Source organism: Corynebacterium auriscanis (assembly GCF_030408435.1).
Classification (GTDB): Bacteria; Actinomycetota; Actinomycetes; order Mycobacteriales; family Mycobacteriaceae; genus Corynebacterium; species Corynebacterium auriscanis.
The window spans coordinates 2,147,195-2,165,089 of record NZ_CP047046.1 but is presented as its reverse complement, the minus strand read 5'-3'; the positions used below and the strand labels follow the sequence as shown (position 1 = coordinate 2,165,089).

The 17,895-nt window shown below is 60.0% G+C and carries 14 protein-coding genes and 1 pseudogene; 12 read left to right on the top strand and 3 right to left on the bottom strand.

Translation table 11 applies throughout. The annotated features are described in order from the left end of the window. Positions 1-130: 130 nt before the first annotated feature. On the top strand, positions 131-1,366 hold the full coding sequence (gene eccB, locus CAURIC_RS09200; protein WP_035113648.1) for a type VII secretion protein EccB: 1,236 nt from the start codon (positions 131-133) through the stop codon (positions 1,364-1,366). A gap of 266 nt (positions 1,367-1,632) precedes the next feature. Here eccB and CAURIC_RS09195 read toward each other — a convergent pair. Beyond that, positions 1,633-2,436, bottom strand: a pseudogene (locus CAURIC_RS09195) (S8 family serine peptidase); the annotation flags it as partial. Positions 2,437-2,529: 93 nt separating this feature from the next. Continuing rightward, positions 2,530-3,699 carry an EsaB/YukD family protein gene (locus tag CAURIC_RS09190; RefSeq protein WP_035113652.1) on the bottom strand — a complete coding sequence of 390 codons (1,170 nt, stop codon included), beginning with the start codon at positions 3,697-3,699 and terminating at the stop codon, positions 2,530-2,532. Between the two features lie 682 nt (positions 3,700-4,381). Between CAURIC_RS09190 and CAURIC_RS09185 the strand changes: the two genes are divergently transcribed. The 11 genes from CAURIC_RS09185 to CAURIC_RS09135 all read left to right on the top strand — a co-directional run bounded on the left by CAURIC_RS09185 (position 4,382) and on the right by CAURIC_RS09135 (position 16,849). Then, a complete protein-coding gene (locus CAURIC_RS09185; RefSeq protein WP_084588132.1) occupies positions 4,382-7,591 on the top strand; it encodes an FtsK/SpoIIIE domain-containing protein in 3,210 nt (1,069 codons plus the stop codon). Then, the gene (locus CAURIC_RS09180; protein ID WP_035113654.1) at positions 7,588-8,889 is read left to right on the top strand and encodes a type VII secretion-associated protein; all 1,302 of its coding nucleotides are present in this window, start codon (positions 7,588-7,590) and stop codon (positions 8,887-8,889) included. Before CAURIC_RS09185 ends, CAURIC_RS09180 begins: the two co-directional genes overlap by 4 nt. 548 nt (positions 8,890-9,437) lie before the next feature. After that, positions 9,438-9,722 carry a WXG100 family type VII secretion target gene (locus CAURIC_RS09175; RefSeq protein WP_035113656.1) on the top strand — a complete coding sequence of 95 codons (285 nt, stop codon included), beginning with the start codon at positions 9,438-9,440 and terminating at the stop codon, positions 9,720-9,722. 42 nt (positions 9,723-9,764) lie between these two features. After that, positions 9,765-10,046, top strand: coding sequence for a WXG100 family type VII secretion target (locus CAURIC_RS09170; protein ID WP_035113658.1), 282 nt, complete (start codon positions 9,765-9,767; stop codon positions 10,044-10,046). A 485-nt stretch (positions 10,047-10,531) separates the two neighbouring features. Beyond that, a complete protein-coding gene (locus tag CAURIC_RS09165; RefSeq protein ID WP_035113660.1) occupies positions 10,532-11,353 on the top strand; it encodes a PRC and DUF2382 domain-containing protein in 822 nt (273 codons plus the stop codon). A 309-nt stretch (positions 11,354-11,662) separates the two neighbouring features. Next, on the top strand, positions 11,663-12,106 hold the full coding sequence (gene rplM, locus CAURIC_RS09160) for a 50S ribosomal protein L13 (protein ID WP_070434685.1): 444 nt from the start codon (positions 11,663-11,665) through the stop codon (positions 12,104-12,106). Continuing rightward, positions 12,106-12,645, top strand: coding sequence for a 30S ribosomal protein S9 (gene rpsI / locus CAURIC_RS09155; RefSeq protein ID WP_035113664.1), 540 nt, complete (start codon positions 12,106-12,108; stop codon positions 12,643-12,645). Before rplM ends, rpsI begins: the two co-directional genes overlap by 1 nt. Positions 12,646-12,837: 192 nt before the next feature. Further along, complete coding sequence (gene glmM / locus CAURIC_RS09150; protein WP_035113666.1) at positions 12,838-14,181, top strand: phosphoglucosamine mutase; 1,344 nt, start codon at positions 12,838-12,840, stop codon at positions 14,179-14,181. A gap of 191 nt (positions 14,182-14,372) precedes the next feature. Continuing rightward, positions 14,373-14,690, top strand: a complete 318-nt coding sequence (locus CAURIC_RS09145; RefSeq protein ID WP_035113668.1) for a hypothetical protein — start codon at positions 14,373-14,375, stop codon at positions 14,688-14,690. 36 nt (positions 14,691-14,726) lie between these two features. After that, the gene (locus tag CAURIC_RS09140; protein WP_035113670.1) at positions 14,727-16,529 is read left to right on the top strand and encodes a hypothetical protein; all 1,803 of its coding nucleotides are present in this window, start codon (positions 14,727-14,729) and stop codon (positions 16,527-16,529) included. After that, positions 16,526-16,849 (top strand): hypothetical protein, encoded by a 324-nt coding sequence (locus CAURIC_RS09135; protein ID WP_290182570.1) that lies wholly within the window; start codon positions 16,526-16,528, stop codon positions 16,847-16,849. Before CAURIC_RS09140 ends, CAURIC_RS09135 begins: the two co-directional genes overlap by 4 nt. Before the next feature lie 64 nt (positions 16,850-16,913). On the opposite strand, the gene CAURIC_RS09130 is transcribed toward CAURIC_RS09135, so the two are convergent. Next, complete coding sequence (locus tag CAURIC_RS09130; RefSeq protein WP_035113936.1) at positions 16,914-17,786, bottom strand: dienelactone hydrolase family protein; 873 nt, start codon at positions 17,784-17,786, stop codon at positions 16,914-16,916. Positions 17,787-17,895: the final 109 nt, after the last annotated feature.

Here is a 17,895-nt window from a genome sequence, read left to right as displayed (position 1 = left end):
TCGATCCCCTTCGTTGCCAAGCGATTTCCATTCAAGCATGGGACACTGATGAGCGCTGGGGGAATGTGGAACACTACGAAGACCTTAGATCCGCCTGGCACCGGGGAAGACAAAATTTTAGGGGGACACAATGCGGACTACCGGTTTGCAGGTTTCAGGCGTGGGTTTTTTGCTCCGCCGGTTGGAGTTAGCGCTGGTTATGGGTGATCCGCGCATGGCGCATGACCCGCTGCGCAGTCAGCGCCGTGCCATTGCGGTGGGAGTGCTGATGAGCATGTTGGTCGCCGGTGGTGCCGTGATGCTAGCGTTGCTGCGACCACAACCCGCGGTGGATGAAGCGGTGTTGGCACAAGATGAGGCCGGCGGGTTGTATGTCCGGCTGGGGGAGGCCTTCCACCCGGTGACGAACGTGGCATCTGCTCGGTTGGTGGCGCGGCAGCCCGTGGAGCCGACCCACAGCACATTCCAGCAGATTCAGAAGTTCCCGCACGGGCCGGCGATCGGTGTGCCTGCTGCACCTGAACTGGTGCAAAGCCCGGGTGGTGCATGGATGGTCTGCGATGGTGGGCGGGTAGAGGTAGCGCCCGAGGCGCAGACGTTCGCTAGCGGTGTGTTGCGGGGGCCTAGTGGGGTTTGGCTTGTGCACGGCACCCAACGCGCCAAAGTTGATGACCAAACCGCCCGCTTATTGGGCGTGCCGGAACATAACGTGACCAGGCCGGTGGTTCAGCAATTTGATCGCCTGCCGGATCTCACCGCGGGCGTTCTGCGCAAACACATCCCGACGGGGCTGCCGGAGCCGTTTGATCGCACGGGTCGGTTGCTGCAGGCAGATGATCGGGTGTTCCTCACCTTACGCGGGGGTGTAGTGGAACTTAAGGGGCCACGGCGGACGTATGCGGAAGCGATCATCGGTGTTCCTGCCCGCCGCGTCAGTTTGGCGGAGGTGTTGGCTCAGCCCAGCGTGCGCCCAGGCCCTCGCAGCCTGGGAATTATTCCTGACACAGATGCTCCCTTCGCACCCGCCGGGAGGCTCTGTGCTGGACAGGATGGTTTAACGCGGCCGGTGGGTAGCTTTTCTTCCATTCCCGACGCCCCCGAGGTCAGTTTCTCCGGTCCGCGCGGGACCTCGGTGCTCAGCACTGAACGCGGTTTGGCGTTGGTCAGCGAAACCGGTGTGCGCTACGGCGTGGGATCCCACGCAGACTTGGCAGCTCTGGGATTCCGCGATCCGGTCCAGGTGCCATGGCGCGTGATTGCTGGGTTGCCGGATGGCGGATTGTTGTCCGAGGACAATGCGCGCGCCACCACGGCAACGATCACAGCGAGCGCTAAGACGGCCGAGAGCCCGATGGCCACGCGGTAATCGGTGGCAACGGGTTGCGGTACGTGCGCGGTTACGGTGGTGGGCATGCCCGGTTGACCGGTTCCATCGGCGGTCGGCGTTTCGGGCGCGGTCGCGTGTGAGCCGGCTGCACCGGGTTGAGCTGAGCCGGGTTGAGCTGAGCCGGCGCCGGCTGCACCGGGTTGAGCTGTCCCGTCTGGCGAAACGCGCTCCAGCGCCGCGCTGACCGCGCTAGCTGGGGAAACAACGCGCACGGGGTGGCTGGTGGCTCCATCCGCGCCGCCGGGAATAGCTGTCGTTTCTATGATGCTCCGGACTTGGGAGGAGGTGGCGTCGGGCCAAAGTTGCCAAATGAGTGCGGCAGTGCCAGCGACTACGGGACTGGCGAAGCTGGTGCCTTGGAAAGGGGCGGGGCTGCCCACGATCGTGTGGGTTGTGCCGTCCTTGGTGCGGAGCTCTGCGGAAACGGGGCCGCCCGGGGCGTACAAGTCAATGTGTTCTGCGGACATGGAGTAGTCCGCGGGGACGGTGCCTGCATCTGGGTTGGATGAAGGTGGTGTGCCCGGAGAGGGGGGCGTTGGCGCCTGCTGCGACTGTACTGCCTGTGGAGCCTGTGGCGCCGAATCGGCATGTGCGGCTGCACCCGCCCGCTGCTCGACTGCACCAACCGACAACACTTCTGGCAGGGCTGCGGGATAGGCAAGCTGCCCCGGTTCGCATTGATCACGATTGCCGGCCGAAGCCACTACCAGCGCTCCCGATTTCACCGCTCGATCGATGGCCTGCCGGAGTTCCACAGTGTCCGTGCAGGCCACCATGGAAATATTGATGATCTTGGAATGCCCGTCGACGGCTCGATCGATCGCCCGTACAAGGGTCTGGACTGTCCCATCGTTATCCTCGGGGCGTTCGGAATGGCGATAGGCCCGCACAGTCGCGCCGGGTGCGATCGTCGAAGCAACCGTTGCCACCGCTGTGCCGTGCAAAACGCAATGGTCGCGGTCGCCGCGGGCAGAAGGGGTGGCAGAGCCCGTGTCGATAATGGCGATGGTGGTTCCACTACCGTTGGCGATCCCCGGGGCGGCTCCCATATCCACGTCCAGCGGCAGGCGCGGCCCGCTGACGGGTTGATCGCAGGGATTGTGGGGTTTATCGTCGCGAATCTGGACCATGGTGGCTTCCCCTTAACTGCCGATTCCGAGGTGGCGAATTGTGTTGAACAGGCCCGTTGTGTGCAAAGCCAGTGGAACCATCACCGCGAACGCCAGAGTCTCTACCCAATCGATGATTCGCCCCACCATTGGAGAATTCACTTTCCAAGCGGGGATTCCAATGAGCGCGAAGACCAGCACACCCCACGGCACCAGCAATGCCAGCCACAGGGCAGTGAGTGCGGCTAACGTGGTGACGGCAGTCGCATGGACCGGTCGAGTGCCACGGCTGCTCACACCGATGATCACCACCGTCACCAGTAGCGCGCAGGTCCATTTATCCGGGGTGCTGTGCCACGGTGCTAGTTGCACCACGCTGGCTGCGATCCCTATGCATAGGCCCACCACCAGCGCGGAGTGCACTTCAATAACGTTTCCTGCGGCGGTGTGTACCGGTTGGTGGAACATGCCGGTGGCGGGTACACGCGGCAGGCGGATGCGTGCAATGAGGATCGCCAACTGCCCTGCATAGGCCAGCCCCATGGCGGCAACAATGAGGGTGAATCCCGGCCAGAAGTTAATAAGGGAAAGCATCAAACACGTCAGGCACACAATGCGCACCGGCCCGCTTCTCCACACCAGCACGCACGCCAACGCGCATCCCACCGCAACATTGACGTTAAGCCCAATCCCGAAACCTATAATCGCAGCCACGGCTGTAAAACGGGAATCGCGCAGGGATGCCCCTGCTGCCGCAAAACCCGCTACTAGTGCGGCGACGATCGTGATGATTGCTGTTACATCGCTTGGGCTCCCTTCATTTCCGACGCCCACTTGTTCCCCACCATGGAACTCCAGTGGGTGCCACAGGGGAGTAGCTCGGAGAGCAAACAGTGCACCCACGATCGCCATCACCCAGACCGCGGGTGAATCCCCGACGTCGCCGCTGAGTTCCTCCACTGCCTCCGCCGGAGGCGCAGGCGTGGATGCAATGTCCAAGGTGAGCACTTCGCCTGGGCGAACACCGGCTTCCGCTAGGGTGTGCTCTGGGCGAATCCGGCCCACTGCCCGTCCTAAAACCCAGTGTTGACCGGGCTCGGGCGTGACTAGATGCGGAATGAGTTCCGCCACCGGAACATGATCCGCGATAGCGGCTTTTATTGTGGTGCCCTGGCTGGGCACGGAAATACTTAAAGCCAGCATGAGTAATCCCCCCTCTTTATGCGCCCACCCCGTTGATCCTTATGGTCGGATCTTTGGGCGCGTGTGAAACTAACTGTAGCGGTAGGCGCGGACACTCGCAGGGGCAGCTTTCGAATCACCGGCGGAGGTCGGTGGGATGGGGGATGGGGAGGTGTTGGGATTGGGATGGGGGACGGGGAGGCGTAGGGATTGGGATGGGGGACGGCAAGGCGTTGGGATAAAGAAAAAGACAGGTGCCGTGACAGGTAGAGAGGTGACGCTATTCATGTCGCGGACCGAGAAACGAATGTGCTGCAGCAGTCTGATCGCGCGCCGAGAGATGAATGTGCAGCAGGAGTCTGATCGCGCGCCGAGAGATGAATGTGCAGCAGGAGTCCGATCGCGCGCCGAGAGATGAATGTGCAGCAGGAGTCCGACCGCGGACCGAGAAACGAATGTGCAGCAGAAGTCCAACAAAAACGGGCCAATTTGTCGGAGTTCTGCTGCACATTGGCACAGCTGTGCTGGGGTGGAGCGGTTGGGCGGGGCAGCTGGGTGGCGCAGTTGGGCGATGCGCGGTGGAGCGGCTGGGCAGCGGGGTAGAACAGAAACCGTGTCCGCCCTTCAAGGTGCACAGAACTCATACGCGTGCTAGAAATCGAGAACAGATCGGTTCAAAGAGGGGGAATCGGGGGATTTTCGCATGCAGACGCAATCGCCACCTACGCTGCCCAAGGACAAGCAGCCGTTTATTAAGTTTTTGATGCCTGCAATCATGCTGATTGCCGTGGCGGGAATGATCGCCGCCATGGTGATGAGTGGGGCAGGGCGCAGCCCGATGACGTTCATCTTCCCGCTGATGCTGCTGGGCAGCATGGCCATGATGTTTCAGCCGGGACAGAATGTGGATGAAATCCGGCGGTCGTTTCACCGGCACATCGATGCGCTCAGCGATACGATTCAGCGCAAACGCCGGGACCAGCTGCGTTCCATGGAAGCAGTTCATCCGAACCCGGCGGCACTGTGGACGTTTCTCGCTCACGACGAAGTTTCGCAGGCACCACCGGGAGTGGTTCGGCTTGGTGTCGCCGTCCAGGCACCAGAGGATCCACTGGACATACCGGTGACCGCCCCGCCGGAGGATCTGGAACCTGTCAGTGCCATGAGCTTGCGCGACCTGGCCATTCGTTCCGCGACTATCGAAGCGCCTGTGGCGGTGGACCTGGCAAGTTTTCAGTGCGTGGTCATCGTGGGGGACGGCGCGCCGGGGTTAGCTCGCGCCATGCAAGCGCAACTTGCGATGCAGGACCCAACCCAGGTGGGGATTACTGGACCGCACGATGAATGGTTGCCACATGATGGCCCGAAGCGCACTCATTTCGTTACTGGTGGCCATCCGGTGACGATGGGAGCGGTAGTGATCGAGCCATCCACGGAATGGGTCAGTGCCGCCAAAGCGCAAGGGCTGCTGTTGAAGGTGGACCCAGACCGGGTGATGCATGCGTGGACGGTTGATGGGTGGGCGCCCTTCGGTGTGGCGGATGCGCTCTCGGATGTGGAGCTAGCTCGGGTTTGTCGGGCGCGGGCAACGGTGAAGGGCAATACGTCACTACTGGAATTGCCCGGCGGCGATTTGCGGGCCCCGATCGGGTTTTCGTCCTCGCCGGTGTACTTGGACATCAAGGAAGCTGCGCTGGGTGGTATCGGACCTCATGGGTTGTGCATCGGAGCCACAGGTAGCGGGAAATCTGAATTATTGAAATCAGTAGTAGTCAGCTTCGCCCATCAACATTCGGCCGAAGAGTTAAACTTCATTTTGGTGGACTTCAAAGGTGGCGCGTCCTTCCTCGGGTTGGAACGCCTGCCCCACACCAGCGCGGTGATCACTAACCTCGCGGACGAGGCCGGGTTGGTCGACCGCATGCAAGACAGCTTGTTGGGGGAGATGCACCGTCGCCAGGAGCGCTTGCGGCAGGCCAACATGACTACCGCAGCGGAATTCAACCGGGCCTTTCCCGGCAAAATGCCGGCACTGTTCATCGTTGTGGACGAATTCTCGGAGCTGCTGCATGCCCGCCCGGAATTCGCGGAAGTGTTTGCCGCCATCGGGCGCCTAGGACGAAGTTTGCGTATGCACTTGCTTTTAGCCAGCCAGCGCTTGGAGGAAGGACGGTTGCGGGGGTTGGAATCGCACCTCAGCTATCGCATCGCGCTGCGCACGTTTTCCGCCGTGGAATCGCGGTCGCTGATCGGCTCCACTGCCGCCTATGAATTACCCAGTCAGCCGGGCGCGGCCATCTTGGCTGCGCAGGATCAAATCCGGTTCCAATCCGCGTATGTATCGGGCCCCGAGCTCCCTCGCGATCAGCGGTTGGTGCGCAAGTTGGGCACCACGGTGGAAGCCGAAACTACAACGCTGCAGTTGGTTGTGGATCGTCTAGCCGGGCCGAACCACAATCCCGTGTGGCTGCCGCCGCTGCCGGAGCAGCTCCCCGCCCCGGACATTATGGCGCCGGTGGAGCCCTTGGTTGCCCGAATCGCGTTGGAAGATCTGCCTTTTGAGGGGCAACAGCTGACCTACGACGTTGACCTCACTCGTCGTCATTGGGCCGTGGTTGGGCAACCACGTACGGGAAAGACCAATACGGTGCGAGCGATTGTCTTGGGTGCGGTGTGGAGTACCCCCGGACTGGCGGTGTATGTTTTCGATCCTGGCGGTGGGTTGCGGCACTTGCAACGATTACCGCAGGTGGCAGCGGTTGTCGGTACCGACGGTGTAGCGCGACTCTTCGATGAACTCGAACAGACCACCGGCCCGCGGTTGTTGATTATCGATGGGGTGGACCTTCTCGGTGACGAGGAGTATCGCCTGATCCAACTGGCCACCACCGGATTGGAACGGGACTTGCACGTGGTAGTCACCTCTTTGCGGTGGAACCTGCGACCCTCTTTGCGCGATGTGCTTACTGGGCATGTGGAGCTGCGGATGACACCCCTTGATGCAGAATTTCGCGACGCCCAAAAATCTCTCCCCGACGTTCCCGGCAGGGGCGTAGGTCACCGTGGCAAACACATCCACATTGCCTTAACCACGGGCCAGGATGTGGAGCACATTCGGAAAGTCACCGCAGAACGGGGTGAACCTGAGCTCCGCATGCGAGTTCTGCCGCAGGTTTTGGACCACCACTCCCTCGGGGATGATCGCGCGTTTGCCCAAGGCGGGCCGCGGTTGGATCCAGTCCGGTGGAATTACCGTGAATTCCCGCACCTGGTGGTGGTGGGGCAAGCTGGCAGCGGAACGACCACTGCGCTGCGCACCATTATTCGCACACTGGAATCAGCTGATGTAGAGATCCTCATCACAGATACCCGCCGAGGCCTGTTGGGCACACCGGGATATGCCGTGCCGGAACACTTCCGCACCAGATTGGGCGAGTGGATTGACGTACTCACGGCCCGCATCCCCAGTGCTGATGTCACACCCCAACAACTGCGCGATCGCTCGTGGTGGACTGGCCCGGAATTGTTCGTAGTTGTCGATGATGCAGACAGTGATCCCGGCTTGGACGCGCTCGTGGATTTGTTGCCTTTCGCTGCTGATATTGGCCTGCATCTGGTGCTGGGGCGCCGCAGTGGGCAGATTCAACGTGCGGCATTCAGCCCTGTCATGGAGGCCACGAGGGATCAGACTGCATGGGTCGTGCTCTCGGCCCCGCGCGATGACGGGCCTATCGCCGGAGTGCGAACCACCAAGCGCTTACCGGGCAGAGCCATGTTTGTGCATTCCGAAACTTGGGAGATCCACGTGGCCCAGGTGGCGGATTCACCTGAAAATAGTGACCTTCCCCACGCACCCGCCACCATTCCCAACGCGCCCGCCACCATTCCCAACGCCATGGAGGTTCCATTGTGACCGGTACAATCCAATCCGCATCTGCCAATCACCGGCCACAGTCCCGAGAGTGGAGCATCCTCGCACAGGCCTTGGCCCTCCAGGAATCCGGAATTCTCGTCCAAGGCATGAGCGTGACTGACCTATCCACGGGGTTTTGCGTGGAGGGGCCGGCGGAAGCGATGTCCCCGGACTACCTTCTTGCGAACAGCAACGCTGGCTCTGGAAAGCACTCCCTTGGGGAGGACGTAGCGCTGTGGGGTACGAACATTAGTGTGGCGCGACTTGGGGAGCTGACGGTTCTGCTGGATGAGGTTGTCCAACAGCGCGAGGCAAACCCAGATGCTGCCAGCGTGAATCCTGCAACGCCCCGCGAGACTTTTCCGTGGGGTATTGGTCTGAATACAGTTGACATCCTGGTGGCAGGAGTGCACGCGCAGATTGTCGCGGCGTACTTACGGGTCATGGGGTATCGGGCGCGGATGGTGAATGAAAACGAGGCGCTGCGCGTCGCGACGGATCGCACCGCTTCGCCTCATGCGGTTGGTCTTAATCGCCAGCATCTGGCTAGCCGACGGCCGGATCAGGGGCATTCCAAGGATCTTGAGGGATCCGACGCGCCCGAATCGCCCGGGATGCTCAAAGCAGTTATTGCCGTTGCTTTGGCGGTCGTGATCGTCGGCGTGGGGGCAGTCGCAACCGTGTTCGCCACGGGGCGCGACACGTCAAAGGTGGATGCGGGTGGGGACAGCGGGGCGTCGGATAAAGAAAAGCAATTAGGTAACAACGAGGAAGCCGGCCCACCCCCTTCTATTGGTACGACGCCCAGCTCCGACCCACCACGGCAGCCCTTTGGCGAAGGTAAAGAACCAGGAAAGAAGGGGCCGGGGCGAAGCGCGGGGCAGTTTTCCGATCCGCACAAAATGGGCAGCGGGGAGGAGCGCCGGGCCCCTCGCGCGGACGTGCCGATCGCCGTTGGAGTGCCAGGGTGGAAACGCGCGGGTGCGACAAAAGGTCGGGAGGAATACCGCTCGAACGACGCGGGGATGCGCGTTCTGATTGCGGCGAAACCTACGCCGTTGCAGCGGCAGGCGGACTTGGATCAGGCTGTGCTGAAGGCGCTAGAAAAGGTCGAGGGTGTGCGAGTCGCGCAACAATCCCCGGTGGTGTACGAGGAGCACTATCCAGGGTCGGTCACGCAGTGGCATGTGGTGTTGCGAGCGGGGCACCAGATGTCGGTGGGATGTCAGGTGAAGGAGCGCTCGCGTACAAGGGGTGAGCAGTGCAAACGCATCGTTAGTTCCGCGCATCCAGAGTGACAGACAAGTGGTAGGGCATGCTGTGTTGGCGTGTGGGGTGGCAGATGGTGTTGGCGAGTGGGGTTGGGGGGTAGTGCTGGCGTGTGGGGCGGCAGAAGGTGTCAGTGAGTGGGGTGGCAGAAGGTGTTAGTGAGATGGTGCGGGGGGTAGTGCTGGCGTGTGGGGTGGCAGATGGTGTTGGCGTGTGGGGTTGGGGGGTAGTGCTGGCGTGTGGGGTGGCAGAAGGTGTTAGTGAGGTGGTGCGGGTGGAGGAGGCGGCGAGAGGTTAAAAGATTTTGCGGCCCGCTGAACCTTTTGGGCGGATGGTGGGTCTAATAGGTTGATGTCGGAAAGCCGCCGACATTGGACGCTAAGACCACGGTGTTAAGACCACGGCATCAAAACCACGGCATCAAAACCGCGGCATCAAAACCACGGTGTTAAGACCACAGTGTTAAGACCAGGGCCGTAAGGCTGAGGTAGCGAGACCAGGGCCGCAAGGCTGAGTTAGCGAGACCAAGGCCGCAAGGCTGAGACAGCAACATCAAGACAAAGGGGAGGGGAGCTCGATGAGCTTTCGGACAGACGTTGCCACAATGCACAAGGCAGCGACCAATGTGGACGACACGAACAATGAAGTACAGATTGAATTGAAGCGCCTGCGCGGTGTGGTTCAGGGCACGACTGGTTCATGGAAAGGCGATGCCCAAGGTGCGTTCCACAACATGATGGAGCGTTGGGATACCAGCGCCCGGGACCTCAGCGAGGCTCTACGCAGCATCGCCGACAACATTCGCCACAACGCTGGCTCGTTCAGCACCACCGATTCCGAAAACGCGGACTCCATGCACTAATTGCATGGGGTCTTATCTCTAACATCACCAACTGGGGGAACAGTGATCCACTACAACTTTGCACAGATCGACCAAACGTCCATGGACATCAAGCGCTCCAGCGCCAATATCAACCGTTCGCTGGAAACCTTGAAGAAAGGCCTGCAGCCCATGGTCGCGGAGTGGGAAGGTGAATCCGCAGATGCGTACAAGGCTGCACAGGCGCGCTGGGACCGCAGCGCTGCAGAGCTAAACCGTATCTTGGAAGAGGTTTCCCGCAAGGTCACCCAATCCAACGACCGCATGCGCCACATCAACCGCAGCGCCGCCAACAGCTGGTCCTAGACTGACCATTGTGGCGAGAAGGTTTCGCCGGAAGTTTGGATGCACCCGCTTGGCGCCCCACGCCGGGGTTGGCAAGCGGGTTTTTCCTTGCCAATGGGGGAGCTACGCATAGCTGACCCGAGACACAGGAAACTCCAAGTTTTACATTTTCATGCATAATATGCATTAAAAATCCCAGTCTGACAGTCTGATTATTCAGCGGTGTCGCACAGCGTACCGTCAGGGGGCTCGCCATAGGGGGTAAATTCCACTGCGGGGGGCTGGGAATGTCCGTATCGTCGTTTCTTGTACGGCAAAGGCGTAACGGCTCGGCAAGCTCACCATTGCACTGAGTCGGTATTCCCCGCCCACCACTGGAATCATTTGAGGTTCCAACCACCCAGTGGGGGATGCTGCCATCACCAACGAGTCGTACGCCTTGCATAACCAGACACAACAATGCGCCTGCTGATTCATTCAGGAGCGGGCACGAAAGGAAGTTAGCTATGAGCAACATCAAAGATCTGTTCAACGCAATCGCATACGACAACACCGGCGACAAGCTGGGCTCCGTCAAGGAAGTTTTCGTCGACGACAACTCCGGCCAGCCAACCTTCGTAGAGGTTAACCACGGCCTGTTCGGCATGAACTCCTCCTTGGTACCACTGCGTGGACACAAGTTTGATGGCAAGGACTTGAACCTGGCTTTCGCTAAGGACCGCATCAAGGATGCTCCTGACCTGGACGCTGATCAGGCTCTGACCCCAGATCAGCAGAACGAGGTTCTGCGCCACTACGGTGTTGACGGCCTGGAGGATCAGACCCGTTACGAGGGTGTTCAGGGCTCCCGGACCGAGCAGGACCGCGGTGTTCACACCGAGGGTGCTGAGTTCGCTGGTCGCGACCGCGCTGACCTGAACGACCGCGATCGCGTAGCCACCAACGACGGTGAGATGATCCGTTCCGAGGAGCAGCTGGACGTTAGCAAGGAGCGCGTTGCAACGGGCGAGGCCCGCCTGCGTAAGTACGTCGTTACCGATTCCGAGACCGTTGAGGTTCCAGTAACCCGCGAAGAGGTTCGCGTTGAGCGCACCCCAATTAACGCTGACGACGCTGCGAACCACAACGCACGCATCGGCGAGGAAGAGGCTTCCGTCACCCTTCACGAGGAGCGCGTAGACGTTTCCAAGAACACTGTTCCAGTGGAGAAGGTTAACCTGGGCAAGCAGCAGGTTACCGAGACCGAGCGCCACACCGAGGAACTGCGCAAGGAGCGCATCGACGTTGACGGTGTAGAGGGCGTTGATCCTCGCGACGAGCGTCGCTAAAAAACATGCCCCTTACCTCAACTCGCCGAACGCGGGTTGCATAGTAAAGGCATCGGTTAAACCATCCCCAACCTTGGGTTCTGCCCGAGGTTGGGGATTTTGGTATTCCCGAGACGATCAACTAGAGTTATGCAGGTTGTGAACTAGATTCTTGTAGCGGGTCACCACCGGCCGCCGCTACACACCGTAGGCGGGCTCAGCGGGGCGTCGGGTAAAAAGAAAAACCGACAAGCCGCAGCGAAAGGGCCCACTAGACCACGTGACAACACTGGCTGGCAGTTCCAAGACAAGACTTTTAAGGAGTCCAACGTGACGACTTTCCACCCAAAGAGCGGTGACATTACCCGTAAGTGGTACGTCATCGACGCCACGGACGTGGTCCTGGGCCGTCTTGCTGTTACCGCAGCTGACCTGCTGCGCGGCAAGAAGAAGCCTTACTACGCTCCCAACGTTGACTGCGGCGACAACGTCATCATCATCAACGCTGACAAGGTGCACATCTCCTCCAACAAGCGCGAGCGCGAGATGCGTTACCGCCACTCCGGTTACCCCGGTGGCTTGAAGACCATGTCCCTGGGTCGCTCCTTGGAGCTGCACCCAGAGCGCGTGATCGAGGAAGCTGTTCGAGGCATGATGCCGTCCAACAAGCTGTCCAACGCTTCCGTTAAGAAGCTTCGCGTCTACGCAGGTTCCGAGCACCCATTCGAGGACAAGAAGCCTGAGACCTACGAGATCAAGCAGGTGGCACAGTAATGACTGAGTACAACGAGAACAACGTAGAGAACTACGAGGGCGAGTACGCAGCTACCGACGCGGTTAACGAAGAGTTCGTTGCCACCATCGGTGACTCCGTTGCAGCTGAATCCGAGAACGAGGCTGCAGAGGCCGCACCGGCCCCAGTATTCGACGGCCCAATCCAGACTGTTGGTCGCCGCAAGGAGGCAGTCGTTCGCGTCCGCCTCGTTGCTGGTTCCGGCGAGTTCAAGTGCAACGGCCGCACCCTCGAGGAGTACTTCCCCAACAAGCTGCACCAGCAGCTGATCAAGGCTCCACTGGTGTTGCTGGAGCGCGAAGGCCAGTTCGACATCCAGGCTAACCTGCAGGGCGGTGGCCCTTCCGGTCAGGCTGGTGCGATGCGTCTGGCTATCGCCCGTGCGCTGAACAAGTACAACCCAGAAGAGCGCTCCGAGCTGAAGAAGGCTGGCTTCCTCACTCGTGACGCCCGTGCTGTTGAGCGCAAGAAGGCCGGTCTGCACAAGGCCCGTCGCGCACCTCAGTACTCCAAGCGTTAAACCAACGCTTACGGTTGCACTCGCTGGTTTCTTTTTATATCGACGCCACGCGTTGCAGCTGCCACGCAATGCCCCGTTCGGCCGTTTGTGCCGGGTGGGGCTTTGTTTGTGTTTCGGGGCGGGAGCGGCAATGGGCGTGTCGGGGAGGGCTGCCAAGGTGAGTCGGGGCTGGGAAAGTTAGAATGCTTAACCATGGGAAAACTGTTCGGAACTGATGGGGTCCGCGGCCTGGCTAACGAAAAGCTGACCGCCCCGCTCGCAATGAAGCTGGGGGCTGCTGCCGCCTGCGTACTGGTTAATAAGGAAGGCGTAGGGCAGAGGCGACCTACTGCGGTGATTGGCCGCGACCCCCGCGTATCCGGTGAAATGTTGGAGGCGGCCATGGCAGCGGGGATGGCTAGCCAGGGCGTGAATGTGCTCCAAGTTGGTGTGCTGCCAACCCCGGCCGTCGCGTTTCTCACCGATGATTTCGGGGCTGACATGGGCGTGATGATTTCCGCCTCCCACAACCCCATGCCAGATAACGGCATCAAGTTCTTTTCTGCCGGCGGTCACAAGCTGGACGATCAGATGGAAGAAGCCATCGAAGAAATGATGTTGGACTTGCCCGAATCCGGACCAACCGGTGCGGCGATTGGCCGTGTACTGGATGAATCCGCAGAGGCCCTCGAACGTTACTTGGCCCATTTGCGTACCGCCGTGACCACTCCGCTAGACGGCATTCGCGTGGTGGTGGACTGCGCAAACGGTGCGGCTTTTAAGGCTGCGCCGGAGGCCTACCGCCAAGCGGGTGCCGATGTTGTAGCCATTCACAATGCGCCGAACTCCTACAACATCAACGAAGGCGTGGGCTCTACCCACATCGAGGTTATCCAGCAGGCTGTGATCGAGCACCAGGCGGATTTGGGTTTGGCTCACGACGGTGACGCGGATCGTTGTTTGGCCGTGGATTCCGAAGGCAACGTGGTTGATGGCGATCAGATCATGGCGATCTTGGCTATCGCGATGAAAGAAGATGGCGAGCTGAAAAAGAACACCCTGGTTGCAACCGTCATGTCTAACCTGGGATTGAAACTGGCGATGAAAGAAGCCGGTATTGATATGCGAGAGACCAAGGTGGGTGATCGCTACGTGTTGGCAGAGCTGCGCTCTAGCGATCTTTCCCTGGGGGGCGAGCAGTCCGGGCACTTGGTTATCCCAGAACACGGTACGACGGGCGACGGCACTCTCACTGGTTTGACGTTGATGGCTCGAATGGCGCGTACGGGCAAAACTGTGAAGGAACTGGCCTCGGTGATGACAGTGTTGCCACAAACCCTGATCAACGTGCCGGTAGAAAACAAAGCCGAAGTCCTTGGCAATGACGCTGTGAAGCAGGCGATTGCCGGAGCCAATGAAGAACTCGGTGATACCGGCCGCGTGCTTTTACGTCCCTCCGGTACTGAGGAACTCTTCCGCGTGATGGTGGAAGCCAAGGATGCAGCTACGGCACGCAAAATTGCGGGTTCACTGGCTGCTGTGGTGGCACAGGTGTAGAGCTCGCTTCCCCTTCCTGTGGCTGCCGGAGAAGCCGGGGGAATCGTGTGCTGTCTCCGTCGTGGAGGCACAGGCTTAAAGTTAGATTCCCTGTGGGATGAACCTTCGGGCCGACTGTGCAGTCTAATGACTGTGTAGTCGGCCTTTTGGCTTCCGTATGCGGGGAAACAAACGGGGGAGAGGAACAAGTTGTGAATACAACGGGATCATTAACGACCGATCCGGTAACAGCGCTGGAAGGAGCGCGGAAACTGGAAATAGCGCAGCAACAATGGGCGCGGGCTCTGCAGCATATGCGGCCAACGGCATCAATAGAAGCGTTCGGTAGTGGTTATGGACATTTCGGTGCGAAGATTGTCGGGATGGCCACCAAGGCTCACGAAGTTCGGGAAGCTCACGCTCATCGTTTGATGGAAGGTGCACGGGCTGGTCGCGCGCTTATCAACGCCATTCATGGAGCGGATACTAATTCCGCGGATGACTTGGCTCCGGTTATGAAGGGGCGGTAACCCGGGATGAGCATGCAAGGACAAGCTCGGTTAACCATGGCAGTGAACACTCTGGGGTCTCTCGGGGCACCAGTTGCAGCTACCGTGCCCGCAGTACGGATGTCCGATGGGCTGGACACCGTGGCAATTCGTCGGGGTTTGGGGCTCGGAAGCTCTCAGGGGCTAGGGGGCCGTAAGGTTGGCAAAGGGGGCACCCTGTCAACGCTGTTTGGAATTCTCGATGGGATCGGTGCAGTCTCCTCGATCGCGGCTTTTCTTCAGGGGATAGGGGATGGAAAACCGCAGGAATCCATCGATGCTGGTGGTCAAGAACAACACCGGCATGAAGAAGACGTGGAAGCCAGCAAAAGATGCGCTGGTCAAGCCCTCGATGTGATCGATCAAGCCCATGAAAAATGTGCAGGTGCAGCGGAATCCGTTGTGGACAAGGTTTTACTCTTCCTGAAGTCTGGTTTAGTTTTTGGTGGCTCCCCGCAGTTTGCAGCCTTTTTGCAGGTCATTTTGCGCGCAGCTGCGTCATTCGTCGATACTCTCGTGAGGGGACGAAATCTGACGGTGGATGGGTGCTTGAAAACGTTGTGCCAGGATATGGAAAAACCCGCGTTGCCCGGTAACTCAGATAAACCATTGCATCAAGGTGGCGAGTCCGATGAGCACATTCCGGGGGCGGGTTCGAAGGGCTCCGATAAGGCTGGGGAGTGCCAGCACACTACTCCGCTAACGAAGACAAAAGATTCACTGTGCGAGCCTCCGCCGGTGAAACCGGCGGGGACGTACAATCCACCGGTGCAAACACCCCAACCGGTGGAGCCGTCCTGCCCAGAGAAGGAACACTCGAGGGTGACGGTTCACACCGCGGGCGGAATTCAGACTGCAGTGCAACCGCCTGCTATTCCACCGCACCAGGTGCCGAATATTCTGTGCGACCATTCGGGCGCGGGATCAGCCCAGTGGCACGGGTTTTTCCGCCTGCTGGTGGACTTGCTTTGTCCTTCGACGGATGGGCCGGGAGTCCATGCACCGCACCCGCCAACAGAACCATCGGGGGTTACGCAGCCACCGCCGGACAAGGTGGCTCCACCATGCCCGCCGGACGGGGCCGAGTCCGAGTGTGACCGGGTGCAACCCGAACCGGCGGGGCATAAGGATGAGTGTCCTGAGGACAAGCCCAAGCCGCCAGTAACACCCGAACCAGCGGGGCATAAGGATGAGTGTCCTGAGGACAAGCCCAAGCCGCCAGTAACACCCGAACCAGCGGGGCACAAGGAGGAGTGCCCTGAGGACAAGCCCAAGCCACCAGTAACACCCGAACCAGCGGGGCACAAGGATGACTGCCCCACGGAGAAACCGTCATCCGAGAAGCCATCCGCACCACCCATCAACGATAAAGCTCCGTCCGATGGCTACCACGGTTTTGATAAGACCCAGCATCCGTCGTACCCAGGGAGCACAGGTGAAGCCAGCGCAGGATCCGGACACCCCGGTGGTGTGGTTGTGGATAATCCATCGGCGGACAAATCTCCGTTCCCAGTCGCGCCCGCACCGAAACCCGATCCAGGCCTCGGATTTGAAAACGCTCCGGGTTCTGAGCACACACCCGAGTCCAAGTCCGAACCGGCGCATAAGCCGGATCCCGCGCCCGAGCAGACCCAGAAAACTGAACCAGCACCCAAATCGGTCAATCCGCCTGCACCGTCTACGCCAGAATCGTGGTCACCAGATATATGGGTTAGTGCCGGAGTGAGCGCTGAGGTTCAAGCCGCGGGAAGCGATATCTCGCTAGAACTGGCGGGGGCGGCTGCGTTTGGCGTCGATATTGAAAGGAGTGGAGCGTGGTGAAAACAAACAGCTACCAGCAGTTCCTAGACGACTATTTGGCAGAGGTGGCTGCGGCCGCGGTGCAGTTTGAAGATGTGCTGAAAGAGCAAACGAAGGCGCTGCAACGGCTCATTGATGAACAGCGCCACGACGGGGATCGAGCAACTCATCACGACGGGGACCGAGCACCCCATCACGACGGAGACCACGCACCTCATCACGACGGGGACCACTCCTTTGGTCCAGCCGTCGAGTGCAACGGCAGGCCCGCCAACGTGGTTTCTCTTGACCATCGCCACGAGGGGACAGGAGCCCGCCACCGCCCCAACATCTTCGACTAAAGCAAATGCAGCGTGTTTCACATCGAAATACGCTGCATTAAAGGGGGGGCTTCTGACGAGGAGTTTAAAGCAGAGCCTTCAGCTGCTTTTGCAGATCCGCATTCTCCGGCAAACGGGAGAACAGCTCATGCTGGGTAGCAGTTTGCGTTCCCTTGAGTTTCACATTCGTCTCGCGGAACTCCTGGTACTTCTTGGAATCCTCCGCCAGAACGAAACCAGTCATCAACGCGCGAACCAAATCCTGCTTGGAGAATTCCAAGCTGGCGGTACCGTACAAAAACTTGCGCAATACCTTCTCCTGGAAACCATCATGTGTGGCGCCCTCGATCTCGCGGTAAATCACGTCGCCTTCCCACTGCGCAGCCATGCGGGCCGCGTTACCCGATGGCACGTTGGTCAGCGCGCCGGGCTCAAGAACCAGGCCGGGAGCGCTGACACTCTTGGCGGCCTCATATGGGCTAGGGCTGGCATCGGATGGGTAGATAGCCATAACGCCCTTGAGAGTGGGGGTGCGCTGGGACTGGGCAACTTTGTCATAAGGACGGCTAGTTGCCGCCAGCACAGCGGCAGATGCACCCATGCCGTGGCCAGCGAGGAACAAGTTGTTGGGCTGGACAACTACATTTCCGTTGCCCAGGCGCACACCGGCCAAAATCTGCAGTGCAGTTTCCAAGTCCGAAGCAAAGCCGCGGTGGTTGGGAACCCAGCCCTTCTCCGTATCCGGTGCAGCGACTGCAATGCCCCAGCTCGCAAGGTGGCGCAGCGTAGCGTGGTAGGCATCCACGCCCAAGCGCCAGTCATGCCCGAAAGCTACACCGGGAATGCCCTTACCTTCGGCAGGGGTGTACACCTTGCCGGGAATACCAGCGAAATTAAGGTCGCCGATGAGAACGCGGTGCGGCCCGCGCTTCCCGAGAGTCGGAATGAGGTTTTTCAACTTGTCAGCCACGGTTAACCAGCCTACAAGAACCCTGGCGACGGGGTGCAACGAAGTCGCACGTTTCATTAGATAAGTTGGCAATCTTCTGGTAATTGGACAGTGTTGT